The sequence below is a fragment of the Acidithiobacillus sp. genome, from assembly GCF_023229925.1.
Classification (GTDB): Bacteria; Pseudomonadota; Gammaproteobacteria; order Acidithiobacillales; family Acidithiobacillaceae; genus Acidithiobacillus.
On record NZ_JALNYM010000003.1, the window covers coordinates 1 to 13,587 of the forward strand.

The following is a 13,587-nucleotide window of genomic DNA, read 5'->3' on the forward strand; positions in this document are numbered from 1 at the left end:
AACAGGACCGTGAAACGCTGCAGCGCCTATGATAGTTGAGGGCCTCCCTCCGCGAAAGTCGGTCACCGCCAGACACCTATACCCAACAACCCCGACTCTCTACTCTGAGACGGGGTTGTTTTTTGTGATTATCCGCAGGAATGCCGCGGATCCTCCTATACGCGAATTTAAACGACCTGTCCCGCTGCCTGTCCTGATGCCCAAGCCCACTGGAAGTTGTAGCCGCCGAGCCAGCCGGTGACGTCGACCACTTCGCCGATGAAATACAGGCCGGGCACCAGCTTAGACTGCAAAGTGCTGGAGGATAGCCCGTCGGTATCGACGCCGCGCAGCGTGACTTCCGCGGTGCGGTAGCCTTCGGTGCCGCTGGGGGTGATGGGCCATGCGTTGAGCTGACTGCCGATCAGTCTAAGCTCCGCGCTGCGGTATTGCTGCATCGGCCGACTGTCGAACCACTGCTCGCAGAGGCGCTGCGCCAGCCGTTTCGGCAGCGCGTCGCCGAGCACGGCTTTAAGTGCGGCGAGTGGTCGTGCCGTGCGCTGTTCCAACAGCCATTCACCTACGTCCTGGTCCGGGAACAGGTCAATATGCAGGTGGTCTCCAGGTTGCCAGAAGGAGGAAATTTGCAGGATAGAGGGACCGCTGAGCCCACGATGGGTGAACAGGAGGCCTCCGCGGAAACTCCGCCTGGCCACACTGGTTTCCACTTCCGGTAAAGTGACGCCAGCCAGATCCTTATAATGCGCCTGATGGCTGCCACTCAGCGTCAGTGGCACTAATCCCGGGCGGGTGGGCAGCACGTCGTGACCAAACTGGCGGGCGATGTCGTAGCCAAAACCTGTGGCACCCATACTGGGAATGGAGAGGCCACCGGTGGCAACGACCAGTGCTTCGGTCTGCACCTCGCCGCGCGTGGTGCGCAGGTTGAAGCCCTGAGCTATTTTATGAATGCGGTCGATGTGGTAACCGGTTTCAATCGTCACGTCGGCCGCGGCGCACTCGTTCAGCAGCATCTGTACGATCTGCCTGGATGAGCCATCGCAGAACAACTGGCCGAGTTCCTTTTCGTGAAAGGCGATGCCGTGTTTCTCCACGAGTGCGATGAAGTCCGCGGGTGTATAGCGCGCCAGCGCAGACTTGGGAAAATGGGGGTTGCTGCAGAGGTATTGCGCTGGCGTTACCCCGAGGTTGGTGAAATTGCAGTGGCCGCCGCCAGACATCAGGATTTTCTTACCAACTTTGTTGGCATGGTCGACCACCAGCACGCGCCGCCCGCGCTGGCCAGCGGCGATCGCGCACATGAGCCCGGCGGCACCTGCGCCGATGATCAGCACATCTACCTTCACCGGTTTACCGCGGATTCAATGCGTGACATAGATCGTCGTTGATGCACATTATTTCTTATTTCCTTGATTATACGACTCGAACATTTGTCCCGGATCCTTGCGGCAGAAGGGCGCCGTTCAGAAAATTCGCCTTCTGCTCATTTTTTGTTTTGCCATGATGACGAATATTTATAGATTATCAAAGAAAATTGTTGGCTTTTGGGCCCCAATCCTGCCGACCCATATACCTGCTTCTTGACAATACCAACCGGTCGGTCTTATATAGAGGTCCATGCTGAAATGTTACGGAGACCGATATGGAAGTTATTGCTGCGGTAAGAAATCGTCGTGCCGTAAAATCCTTCGATCCACATCATAAAATGTCCGATGAAACACGAAAGGCGCTGTTGGAGGCAGCGGTGTTGGCACCTAGTGCATATAACATTCAGCATTGGCGGATCGTAGACGTGCGGGACCCTGCGCAGCGGGTGGCTATTCGTGAAGTGGCCTGGGGCCAAGCGCAGGTGACAGATGCTTCCGCGCTCTATGTGCTGTGTGCCGACCTCAACGCCTGGCAGGAAGAGCCCCAGCGGTACTGGGCGACATCGCCGCAGATGGTGCAGGACTTTTTGTTGCCAAAACTGGATGAATATTATCGCGGCAAGCCGGAGACGGCGCGCGATGAGGCGATGCGCACGCTGGGTATTTTTGGCATGACCCTGATGCTGGTGGCGCAGGAATTGGGCTACGATTCCTGTCCCATGGACGGCTTTGATTTCGACGCGGTGGCAAAGATTATTCGTTTGCCGGCAGACTTTGCCATCGGCTATATGGTGGCGATCGGCAAGGGTACAGGTAATGCTTGGCCGAGTAACCGGGAACCTGTGGAGAAACTGGTATCTATCGATCATTTTTGAGCCCTGGACAAATCGTCGCGGAGGCAAATGTATTCATGTTCTATACTCATAATTCACTATACCGAGCAGGGGACCACCTGCGGGAGAGTTAAGAATGCCTGTCAATGAAGGAACTGCGGATCGGATTATTCGGGTGGTTGTGGGGTTGGCCATTATTGTAGTGCTGGCTGTTTTTCTACCGGGCGCGAACAAATGGTGGGCGTTGGTGGGTTTGGTGCCGCTTATTACCGGGTTTACCGGTTTTTGCGCGCTGTATACTTTGTTGGGCATCAAGACTTGCCCGATGAAGCCGCGAGCAAAATCTTAATCCGTTAAGTACGATTTCTCGGTGTTTCAGGGCGCTGCATGGAAAGGCGCGGCGGCGACCGCGCCTTTCCTGTCAAGAGCTTCTGTCCGGTTGATCTGCATTTCCGCCCACATAGCTTTATCAGCGACAGATGGACCTCCCGGGCTTACGGGCTACGCCGCGAAGGGGTAGCCGCACCTGGTGTTCTATCTCGAGCACCCGGATCGGATCATGTCGACGTTTGGCGCGTCTTACACGGCCAACCCGTGATCCTTGCTTGAATGCAGAGTTTCGACTCTCACGAATTTCATTGGGTAGCAGTCTGCGAGTGCGCAAATACCTTGACATCTGCCCCCATCATCGCTAATCTCCCGCCCCTCAGTGAAAAACCCGAAGCCGGAGTTTTGTGATGAAGACCTATTCTGCCAAGTCTCATGAAGTGCAAGGAGACTGGTTCGTGGTGGATGCCACCGATAAAGTCCTGGGCCGCCTTTCTGTAGAGCTGGCTAAACGTTTACGTGGCAAGCATAAGCCCGAGTACACGCCCCATGCCGATACCGGCGATTACATTGTCGTCATCAATGCCGACAAAATCGCGGTCACCGGCAACAAGGCCAAAGACAAAATCTATTACCATCATACCGGCTACGTCGGCAACCTGAAGAGTGCCTCCTTTGAAAAGATGATGGAGACCAATCCAGAGCGGGTTATCGAAATCGCGGTCAAGGGCATGCTGCCCAAGAATCCGCTGGGTCGGGCAATGTTCAAGAAGCTCAAGGTCTACACCGGCTCCGAGCATCCTCATTCGGCGCAGCAGCCGCAGCCCCTGAACGTTTAAGGCGAAGACTCTATGGAACAATATTACGGTACCGGTCGGCGTAAAAGTGCAACTGCCCGCGTGTATTTGCGCCGTGGCTCTGGCAAGATCGTCATCAACAAGCGCACCCTGGAAGACTACTTTGGCCGGGAGACCTCGCGCATGGTGGTCATGCAGCCCTTGGAGTTGACTGGTCATGGTGGCCAGTTCGACATTCTCGTGAATGTGAGCGGTGGTGGTGCCAGTGGTCAGGCCGGAGCGATCCGCCATGGCATCACCCGCGCCCTCATGGTTTATGATGAAGCCTTGCGCCGCCCCTTGCGCAGCGCTGGTTTCGTCACCCGTGACGCGCGCGAAGTGGAACGAAAGAAGGTCGGCAAGCATAAGGCCCGGCGTAGTCACCAGTTCTCCAAGCGTTAATCACCGCGCTTCGGACTGGGAAACAAGCCGCCTTCGGGCGGCTTTTTCTGTTATAACTCAAAAATGGAGAAACGCATGATTCGCGCAGGTATTGTCGGTGGTACGGGGTATACCGGGGTGGAGTTGCTTCGTTTGCTGCTGCCGCATCCGGAAGTCGAGGTGGTGGCCATCACTTCCCGTGCTGAGGCCGGGCAGCGTGTGGATACGCATTTCCCCAATCTGCGCGGTCACTGCGACCTGTATTACACCATGCCCGATCCGGCGCTGTTGGGTGAGCTCGATGTCGTCTTTTTCGCAACGCCTCATGGGGTGGCGATGGATGGCGCGCCGGAACTTTTGGCCAAAGGCGTGCGGGTCATTGATCTGGGTGCCGATTTCCGCTTGCCCGATGCGGAAGTCTTTGCTCAGTGGTACGGCATGTCTCACCGTGCGCCCGAAGCGCTGGCAGAAGCCTGCTATGGCTTACCGGAGTACTATCGGGCCAAGATTAGTGCGGCGCGACTCATTGCCAATCCAGGCTGTTATCCCACGGCGGTCATCCTCGGCTTGGCGCCTCTGTTGGCCGAGGGCTTGCTGCGGGAGGATACGCTGATCGCGGATTGCAAGTCTGGCGTCAGCGGAGCAGGTCGTGCCGCTAAGGTAGACCTGATTCTCCCTGAAGCGGCGGATAGCGTCAGCGCCTACGGTGTCAGCGGTCACAGGCATCGGCCGGAAATTGAGGCTGTACTCTCCGATATCAGTGGCACCCGGCTGGAGCTGCAGTTCACGCCCCACCTCATGCCCATGATCCGCGGCATCCACGCTACCCTTTACGGGCGGCTGCGCCAGCCCGTGAGCGATGCGGCGCTACAGGACTTGTTCATCACCCGTTACGCCGGTGAGCCCTTTGTAGATGTCTTGTCCTTCGGCAGTTGCCCGGCTACACGTTCGGTGCGCGGTGCCAACATTTGTCGAATCGCCGTCCACCAGCCGCGGCCGGGGCTGGTGGTCGTTCTCTCGGTCATCGACAATTTGGTTAAAGGGGCGGCCGGACAAGCGGTACAGAATATGAATCGGTTGTTCTCCCTGCCGGAGGATATGGGGTTGGCGCACATCGCCTTGTTGCCATAAGGCCGCAATACGCTCGGCAATTGGCGACAATGTAACCCATTGAAAAGTAAATATAACGCCGGATACGCTTCCGGATCTGTAGCCATTTTTCCATAGCAATATAACGCAACATATTGAAAAACATATGAAATGACCTTGGCATCAATGTTGCGTAGCATATGGTCCGCCCTGAAGCCGACGTTGGCAGGCGTTCGGGTAAGGGCGTGATACACGACAACCCGCTGATGATTGAATCCGGGTAAATCGCTACCTAAGACAAGGAGTTTATTATGATTAAGTCGTCGGCTTTCGGCATCCGTCAGCTGGTACTTGCCGCCAGTGCGGCGCTACTGTGCGGTCTGACTAGCGTTTCCGCTTGGGCGGACGGTGATCTATCGCTCGGGCTTGCTGTTCCTGGGCTGAGCGTGTTTCTCGGTGATCCACTAGCCTACTACGCGCCGCCCCCACCTCCACCACCACCGGGTTATTACGTGGCAGCGATGCCCGCCAGAGTTTATGGCCCTCGCCCCCGGGTGCGCCGCGGGCCACCTCCATGGGCAGGGCGATGGCGGCATGATGATGGGGATCGCTGAATGACGCGGTGGAATTCTGGTCTAATCGTTCTACGATGGCAGAACGATGAATAGGAGCAGCAGATGATCTTGAAAAATGTAAGTACTGTTTCAGTTGGGCGGCGTTGGATGCTCGCGCTGGCCGTTTGTGTTGTGGCCCTGGACGGCTGCGCCAATATGAGCCCCACCGGTCAGCGTGCTCTGAGTGGTGGGGCCATTGGTGCTGCCGGTGGCGCGATTCTTGGCACTGTGGCTGCAGGCAATCCGGCCGTCGGCGCAGCGGTTGGTGGCGCTGTTGGTGCTGGTGTGGGTGCGGCACTTCCCGACATTGAGCGCACCCTTAACGGCAATTAAAATGCTACCTGTTGTATGAGGCCCCTGCTTCTGTGCCGAAGTGGGGACTTTTTTGCGCTTGGACGTTGGCAATCTAGCCAATATTAGATATGAAAAAAACAACAAAATGTCGCACCAGCATAGTGCGCATCGCTCCGTAGCGCCCTGTAGTGGTGCAGGCGTTTAAGGGGCGAATGCTAAAAACAGTGATTAACATATTGATAATAAAATTAAACGCGGCATTTCTGGTTTGTGTTGTTGATGGCATGCTATTTGCTATTTGGCAACAGTGGTTGATTTTTTCATACAAACTCAAGGAGTCGTCATGTCGCAAAACCGTATTTCCCAATCTTCCCGCCTGTTGCTGCACCGCTCGGTTTTGGCCGCCACCGCCCTGAGCCTTTCTATGATCACCGGGGTGGCTCAGGCCAGTCCCCTGTCCATGCCCGCCCCCCTGACCTTTAGTGCCGGCCCTCTCGGTAAGCTGGATGTACAGGGTATTGCCAGTGGTATGGCTTTTTACCAGGATAATCCACCCGCTATCTCTGGGCTCGGTGGTAAATACACCGGTACCGATATCAGTAATGGTATGGTCATCGTCCAGAAAAACACAGGTCCACTGCAATTTTACATTCAAGCGGGTGTTTACAACTTCCCAACAGTGAGTGTTCCCTTCACATCCACGGGCTCTACCGTCAGTAGTGAATTCGGTGCATTGCCCGTTGCCTATCTCAAATATGCGCCCACTGCCAATTTCTCTATGGAAATTGGTAAGCTGCCGACGTTGATCGGTGCGGAATCTGGCTTTACTTACCAGAACATCAATATCCAGCGTGGCCTGTTGTGGAATGTTGAACCCATCGTGAGCCGAGGCATACAGTTTAACTATACTGCTGGTCCCGTTAGCGCCTCGGTTTCGTGGAACGATGGTTATTATTCCAATCGTTTTAACTGGGTAACTGGATTGGTCAGTTATGCTATTGATTCTTCAAATACCGTAAGCGCTTACGCAGGCGGCAATTTAGGTAACTCGGCAGGTTACTCGCCCAACAGCTACTCCAACGCTAACATTGTTGACGGTGCGGATGATAGTGATATCTATGGGCTGATGTACGAGTACTCATCCGGTCCTTGGATGATTGAGCCTTATGTTCAGTATATGTATACGCCGTCGCATCCCTTTTTGAGGATCAACACTAGTTCCGCCAATTACGGTGCAGCGTTGTTGGCTGATTATAGCTTTACCAATACCGTTTCGCTCGCGGGTCGTGTGGAATATCTCGCGGCAGACAATGGTGGAGCGTCTGGTGGCGGAGCGGCGGGAAGTGTCACTGGTTTTGGTCCTGGTTCTCATGCCTGGTCGTTTACGTTGACTCCTACCTATCAGGATGGTGGCTTCTTCGCACGCGCAGATCTGTCGTATGTCAAAGCGTCAGAGCCCTACGGGTGGGTGGGAACTATCGGGACCAATGGCACCAACACTACCCAGCTTCGCGGCATGTTAGAAACGGGCTTCATGTTCTGAATCCCACCCCCCAACAATAGCCCCGATCCCTTCGGGGCTGCCTTGCTGAGAAACCCGCCACAGACGTTGGGCGGGTTTTATGCGTCCTGGAGGCGGGTTTTTTGCCTCGTATGCGCCATATCGGTGAATAATGCACCAACGCAATACGCTTTTGCGTCATCCTGGGGCAATTGTTGCCAGATGCGGGTGAATATGCTTGATTTTGCGGGCAGATGTGATGGCATTAATTTTGCTTAATATGTGGTGCAGGATGGTGAACTTGTCCTGATTGCGTACCCTCCTCTAGCAATATTCATGGGCGGCCCTCCCGCCCCTTTTTTGTGTGTCTTGCATCATTCCAAATATTTCCTCCCTGTTATAAACTGAGTCAAATTTTAGTTTGAGACCGTCCCTGCGGGCGCGATGGTGCTTTATTTACGAGCACTCTTGACGTTTTGCCGTGCCCTGGGCCATCATTCCCAAGACTTTGCTCTCAACATTCACCCGCGACCTGCATCCCCGCGATGCGGTCCATAATTTTGCCTGGGAGGACCATGAACGCCACGGACCAGAAGCGCCTGTTGCGTGAAATGCTTTTTGCCCGCCGTTTTGAGGAACGTTGCGCGGAGGCCTATCACGAACGCCAGATCGGCGGTTTTTTGCACCTCTATCCCGGTGAAGAGGCCTGCGCGATCGGCGTACTGGAAAAGGCCCGTACCGGTTCGGATTATGTGGTGACCGGTTATCGCGACCACATTCATGCGCTGAAGTCGGGGATGGATCCCAAGGCGCTGATGGCCGAACTCTTCGGCAAAGAAGCGGGTTGCTCCAAGGGCCGCGGCGGTTCCATGCATCTCTTCGATCCCGAGGTGCGTTTCATGGGTGGCTACGCGCTGGTTGGCGGACCCTTTCCGCTGGCGGCCGGTTTTGCTAAGACCATCCAGTTGCGTGGCGGTGATGAAATCTCCATCTGCTTCCTGGGCGATGGTGCTAATAATCAGGGCACTTTTCATGAGACCATGAACATGGCCAGTCTATGGAATCTGCCGGTGCTCTTTGTCTGCGAAAACAATCTGTATGGTATTGGTACAGCCATAGAGCGCTCGACGGTGGAAATCAATCAATACAAGCGTGTGGCCCCTTACGGTATTGAAGCAGCGCAGTGCGACGGTCAGGACATTGATGTGGTCATGGCTCACGCTGAAAGGGCGGTGCAGCATGTGCGCGAGCAGCGCAAACCCTACTTTCTGGAGTTGATGACCTACCGTCTGCGTGGTCATTCCATGTCGGATTCTGGTGCTTACCGCTCCAAAGAAGAGGTGGAGGAATGGGCACAGCGCGATCCTATCGGTATCTATAAGCGCCGTCTGGTGGAGGCCGGGGTAGTCAGGGAGGACGAGTTCCACGCTATGGACAAGGCCATTCTGGACGAGATCGAAGATGAGATCGTGCGTTTCGCCGCCGAGAGCCCGGAGCCGCGCGTCGAAGACGTCGCCCGTTATGTGTATACAGAAGGAGACAGCAGCCATGGCTGAAATGATGTATTGGCAGGGTATCCTGCGTGCCCACGATGAAGAAATGGCGCGGGACCCTCTGGTTTTTGCCATGGGTGAGGATATCGGCGTCGCTGGTGGTACCTACAAGGCAACCAGCGGCCTTTTTGCCAAGTACGGCGAGCAACGGGTGATCGACACTCCCATCTCCGAAAATAGCTACACCGGCATCGGTGTGGGCGCCGCCATGGTCGGGGCTCGTCCTATCGTCGAAATTATGAGCGTCAATTTTGCCTGGTTGGCGATGGATCAGCTCATGAATAATGCGGCGAAAATCCATTACATGTCTGGTGGTCGTATCCGTTGCCCCTTCGTGATGCGGGTGCCGGGGGGCACGGCGCACCAGTTGGGCGCCCAGCATTCGGCGCGCATGGAGAAAGTCTTCATGGGTATCTCCGGTCTGCGGGTGGTAACCCCGGCAACCCCGAGCGACGCTTATGGTCTGTTGAAAAGCGCCGTGCGTTGCGATGACCCGGTGGTGATCATTGAGCACGAGAGCATGTATAACCTCAAGGGCGAGATACCGGACGAGGAATTCTTCACTCCGCTGGAAGGGGTAGAAGTGATGCGTTCGGGTGAGGATATCAGCATTTTTGCCTACAATATTAGTGTGCACTGGGCGCTGGATGCGGCACAGAAACTGGCAGAGGAGCATGGCATTGATGCTGAAGTCATCAATCTGCGAGCACTCAAACCCATGGATCGCGCCGGTATCGCGGCCAGCGTGCACAAGACCCATCGAGCCATTGTGGTCGAAGAAGACGAAGCCCCGGTGGGCGTGGGTTCTGAGGTGATTGCGATCCTCAATGAGGAATGCTTCTTCGATCTGGATGCCGCGCCGGTGCGGGTGCATGCCTTGGATGTGCCCATTCCTTATAATCGCCGTTTAGAAAAGGCGGCGATCCCCAATGCCGGGGATGTGGTCGCCGCTGTGCGGAAGATGCTGGGCCGATAAGGTTCCGGCGACTGTTCTAGTGGTTGACCGTGGCGTATTCTTCGGATGGTGTCACGACTTCCCTCTCAATCTCGGGTTGACTCAATAATGGTGAAACATGGCTGAACCTTACGTCATCAAGATGCCGCAACTTTCCGACACCATGACCGAAGGTGTTCTCGTTTCTTGGGAGAAGCCCGTGGGTGCGCGGGTGGAGCGCGGTGACGTGGTGGCGACGGTGGAAACTGATAAGGCCATCATGGACGTGGAAGTCTTTCGTGCAGGTTACCTTTCCGGTCCGTTGGTGGCGGCAGATGTGGTGGTACCGGTTGGCGAGCCTATCGCTTGGCTGGTGGAGTCGCCGGATCAGGTGCGCCACGAAAGCGCTGTATCCAGCACCAGTACGGCAAGCCAAACCAGTTCTGCTGCACCGACAGCAATCCCTATGTCCGCCGTAGCCGCTGCCATGCCTCCTGCTCTGGTATCGGATGCATATCCGGCGGCACGTCCGCGGCAGGGCGCGGCCAGCCCCTTCGCTCGGCAATTGGCGGGCCAGCAAGGGGTGGATATCAACGGCTTGCGCGGCACGGGTCCGGGAGGGGTGATTGTCGCTGCCGACGTCCTTGCGGCTGGCGGCGATGCGACACCGGTCGCGCCCGCACGTCCTACGGAGCCGGCGGTGCCTGGCAATGGCCGCGCCATGACGGCCATCGAAAAGGCAATCAGTCAGGCGATGGTCGCTTCTCTGAGTATCCCCGTTTTTCATGTTACCGTGCAGGCCAAACCCGAGGCATTGATTCGCGCCGCCAAGGCGCACAAAGTCTCTGTTACTGTAGCTATTGCCAAGGCCGCTTCGCAGGCGCTGAGTAAGCATCCCTTGGTGAATTCCGCTTATCAGCCCGCAGATAAGATTGTCGAACGTAGCCAGCATGACATCGGCATTGCGGCAACCACGGAGGATGGCGGGTTGGTGGTGCCGGTGCTACGTGGTGTGGAAGGCAAAGGCCTTGACCAGTTGCAAGCAGAATGGACTCCTCTGGTAGAGAAGGCGCGCAAACGTCGTCTGAGTCCGCCTGAATATACGAACCCGACTTTTACGATCTCCAATATGGGCATGTACGGCATCGCCCAGTTCGATGCTATCGTCACTCCGGGCACGGCGGCCATCATTGCTATCGCCGGGAATGGCCCCGAGGGTATGCCTATCACCATTACTGCGGATCATCGGGTGGTGAACGGCGCTGAGGCGGCTCTGTTTCTCAAAGAACTGAAGCAGGCGATTGAGCATCCTGAAGCATGGCTGGGCAGCACCGGGCCGGTGATTCCCGAAGGGGATTATGACGTGCAGGTGCTGGTCATCGGCGCAGGCCCCGGCGGTGAAGATTGCGCCCGCGAACTGGTGGAGAATGGCATCAAGGTGGCTATGGTTAATAACGCACCGCTGCCCGGTGGCGAGTGCCTCTGGCGCGGTTGTATCCCTTCTAAGGCTTGGCGCGCCGCTGCGGACCGTATTCGTGACCGTGAGCACGATGCCGCCATGGGACTTACTCTCGGCACTCCGAAGTTGGACTGGGGGCAACTGGAGCAGCATCGACGTGGCATTCTCCAGACGCGCGGGGAAATGGCGCTGAAAACTGATCAGGGCATGAAGATTCAGGTGCTGGAGGGCTACGCCCGCTTCACCGACGCGCATAGTGTCGAAATTAGCGGTAAAGATGCGCGGACTCTGACTTTTGGTGCTTGTGTCATTGCTACGGGGGCTCCTGCCTTTGTGCCGCCGATTCCCGGTATCCAGGAGGCGTTAAAGAAGGGCGCCGCCGTGACTTCTGATACGGTCTGGGACCTGCAACAGCCCCCCAAGTGCCTCTGTGTCATCGGTGCCGGAGCCATAGGGATGGAGATGGCGCAGATGTTCCATGACTTCGGCGCCGAAGTGCGGGTGCTGGAAGCCTTGCCCCGACCGGTGGCGGAGATGGAAAAGGAGGTCGCGGAACAATTGATGAAGGCCCTCGCCCACAACAGCCCACGCCTGCAGGTGTTGACTGGCGTCAAAGTATTGGATGTCGCTGGGCAGACCGGCCAGTTGGAGATCCGTTATCAGGTAGGTGAAGAGGCGGCGACCTATGCTTGTGATCTGCTGCTGGTGGCGACGGGCAAGCGCCCGGACACCAGCGGTTTGAACCTCGCAGCGGCTGGCGTAACGCTCGATGAACGGGCCGCCATTGCGGTGAGCGCGACCGGGCAGAGCAATGTGCCTCATATTTATGCCGTGGGTGACGTCATCGGCGGTTACATGCTGGCCCACACGGCGGGCAAACAAGGACGAGTTGCGGCGGCTAACTTGCTGGGGCATAGCGCTCGCTATGATGCGGCTAAAGACAGCGGTGTGACTTTCACGCGGCCCCAGTGCGCCTTTGTCGGCTTATCCCTGGAGCAAGCGAGGGCCGCAGGCATTGATGCGGTCGAGGTCAAGGTACCCCTGAGCATTGATGCCAAGGCGATGATGACTGGCGAGACCGATGGTCTGATCAAAATTGTCGCCGACAAGGCCAGCCATCGCATTGTCGGTGTACACTTCCTGGCCGATCATGCCGATACGCTGGTGGGTGAGGCGGTCCTGATGGTGAGCACCGGTCTGACTCTGGAGCAGGTGGCTGAAGCCATTCATCCCCATCCAACGCAGACCGAGCTCTTCGGCGAAATGGCGCGACGTTTGTTGTCCCGCCTGCGCCGCTCCGCAAAAGGGGCGGGCTGATTTGACAGATGGAGACCCGCAGGAGCTAATTCCTGGCGTGCTGCTCAGTGGAGCGCGCGGCAAAATTCTGCGGTTTTACGAGAAAATGCTCGATCTCATTGTTATCGTCCTGATTTTTATCATGTTGATCACACTGCTCGCCGCCGTAATCGGGCTGATGTGGGATGTCTATGACACGGCCTTGGCCTTCCGTCAGGAGCAGGCGATACAAGGCCTGGTGGCGGATGTGCTCTCCGTTTTTGTGCTGATCGAACTTTTCCGCACTTTCACGGATTATCTCGAATTTCACCGGATACGTTTGCGTGTGCTCTCGGAAGTGGCTATTGTTTTCGTGTTGCGCGAGCTATTCATCGGACTTTACGCCCACCGTATGGGTTCTTTGGATTTGCTTTCGACAGCGGCGCTGCTGGCGGTGCTGATCGGTGCGCGTATTGCAGCAGTATACTTTGCCCCCGGACATTCCAGCGCAGAGTGAGTGTTTACGCGGTCTGTGGTGCGGCTTGACGCCTGTGCGTAAAAGCGAGCAAAATACTCGGGTATCCACTGAATGAAGCGCTGCGGCGCATGGAGCGATGCATAATGAGCACAGCAACAGAAACAATGACCAATCTGGATTCCATCCCCCCGGTTATGACCCTGACGCAAAATGCGGCGGACAAGATTGCCTCGCTGATCGAAGAAGAGGGTTCTGAAGACCTGAAGCTGCGTGTTTTTGTGACAGGTGGTGGCTGTTCCGGTTTTCAATATGGCTTTACTTTCGATGAGAATATGAATGAAGGCGATACGGAAGTGCATCAGTTCGGTGTGAGCCTGCTGGTTGATCCCATGAGTTATCAGTATCTGGTCGGCGCAGAGATTGACTATAGCGAGGGATTGGAAGGCGCACAATTCGTCATTAAAAATCCCAACGCAACGACCACCTGCGGGTGCGGATCTTCCTTCTCGGCCTGATCGCCGACTGGTATGGAAATGCCCCCAAGGGGAGGCTGACGGCCTCCCTTTTATTTTACGGGCAGGTTATGATGGTCTGGCGGCTGTCGTCCGAAAGCCTTTGTGCAGGATGCTGCCCGTAAGCAGTGCCC

Annotated in this window: 14 protein-coding genes; 13 read left to right on the top strand and 1 reads right to left on the bottom strand. The window is 56.4% G+C overall.

What is annotated here, in order from left to right; genetic code table 11:
• Window positions 1–167 precede the first annotated feature (167 nt).
• Window positions 168–1,346, bottom strand: coding sequence for an NAD(P)/FAD-dependent oxidoreductase (locus M0P56_RS09970; protein WP_291509877.1), 1,179 nt, complete (start codon window positions 1,344–1,346; stop codon window positions 168–170).
• 296 nt (window positions 1,347–1,642) lie between these two features.
• On the opposite strand from M0P56_RS09970, the gene M0P56_RS09975 reads away from it, so the two are divergent.
• The 13 genes from M0P56_RS09975 (at window position 1,643) to erpA (ending at window position 13,456) form a co-directional block, all read left to right on the top strand.
• Window positions 1,643–2,242 (top strand): nitroreductase family protein, encoded by a 600-nt coding sequence (locus M0P56_RS09975; RefSeq protein ID WP_291509878.1) that lies wholly within the window; start codon window positions 1,643–1,645, stop codon window positions 2,240–2,242.
• A 94-nt stretch (window positions 2,243–2,336) separates the two neighbouring features.
• Entirely contained in the window at window positions 2,337–2,549 is a 213-nt protein-coding gene (locus M0P56_RS09980; protein ID WP_291509879.1) for a DUF2892 domain-containing protein, read from the top strand.
• 388 nt (window positions 2,550–2,937) lie between these two features.
• Window positions 2,938–3,366, top strand: coding sequence for a 50S ribosomal protein L13 (rplM, locus tag M0P56_RS09985; RefSeq protein ID WP_366110091.1), 429 nt, complete (start codon window positions 2,938–2,940; stop codon window positions 3,364–3,366).
• A gap of 12 nt (window positions 3,367–3,378) precedes the next feature.
• Entirely contained in the window at window positions 3,379–3,765 is a 387-nt protein-coding gene (rpsI, locus tag M0P56_RS09990; protein WP_291509881.1) for a 30S ribosomal protein S9, read from the top strand.
• A gap of 75 nt (window positions 3,766–3,840) precedes the next feature.
• Entirely contained in the window at window positions 3,841–4,875 is a 1,035-nt protein-coding gene (argC, locus tag M0P56_RS09995; protein WP_291509882.1) for an N-acetyl-gamma-glutamyl-phosphate reductase, read from the top strand.
• A 269-nt stretch (window positions 4,876–5,144) separates the two neighbouring features.
• Window positions 5,145–5,447: a hypothetical protein gene (locus M0P56_RS10000; protein WP_291509883.1), complete on the top strand. Its 303-nt coding sequence runs from the start codon at window positions 5,145–5,147 to the stop codon at window positions 5,445–5,447.
• A gap of 63 nt (window positions 5,448–5,510) precedes the next feature.
• Window positions 5,511–5,780, top strand: a complete 270-nt coding sequence (locus M0P56_RS10005) for a hypothetical protein (protein WP_291509884.1) — start codon at window positions 5,511–5,513, stop codon at window positions 5,778–5,780.
• Between the two features lie 304 nt (window positions 5,781–6,084).
• Window positions 6,085–7,284: an outer membrane beta-barrel protein gene (locus M0P56_RS10010; protein ID WP_291509885.1), complete on the top strand. Its 1,200-nt coding sequence runs from the start codon at window positions 6,085–6,087 to the stop codon at window positions 7,282–7,284.
• A gap of 533 nt (window positions 7,285–7,817) precedes the next feature.
• On the top strand, window positions 7,818–8,798 hold the full coding sequence (gene pdhA, locus M0P56_RS10015; protein ID WP_291509886.1) for a pyruvate dehydrogenase (acetyl-transferring) E1 component subunit alpha: 981 nt from the start codon (window positions 7,818–7,820) through the stop codon (window positions 8,796–8,798).
• Window positions 8,791–9,771 (top strand): alpha-ketoacid dehydrogenase subunit beta, encoded by a 981-nt coding sequence (locus tag M0P56_RS10020; protein WP_291509887.1) that lies wholly within the window; start codon window positions 8,791–8,793, stop codon window positions 9,769–9,771. Before pdhA ends, M0P56_RS10020 begins: the two co-directional genes overlap by 8 nt.
• Before the next feature lie 97 nt (window positions 9,772–9,868).
• The gene (locus M0P56_RS10025) at window positions 9,869–12,505 is read left to right on the top strand and encodes an FAD-dependent oxidoreductase (RefSeq protein WP_291509888.1); all 2,637 of its coding nucleotides are present in this window, start codon (window positions 9,869–9,871) and stop codon (window positions 12,503–12,505) included.
• 1 nt (window position 12,506) lies between these two features.
• Complete coding sequence (locus M0P56_RS10030; RefSeq protein WP_291509889.1) at window positions 12,507–12,980, top strand: phosphate-starvation-inducible PsiE family protein; 474 nt, start codon at window positions 12,507–12,509, stop codon at window positions 12,978–12,980.
• A 125-nt stretch (window positions 12,981–13,105) separates the two neighbouring features.
• Window positions 13,106–13,456, top strand: a complete 351-nt coding sequence (erpA, locus tag M0P56_RS10035) for an iron-sulfur cluster insertion protein ErpA (protein WP_291510158.1) — start codon at window positions 13,106–13,108, stop codon at window positions 13,454–13,456.
• Window positions 13,457–13,587 lie beyond the last annotated feature (131 nt).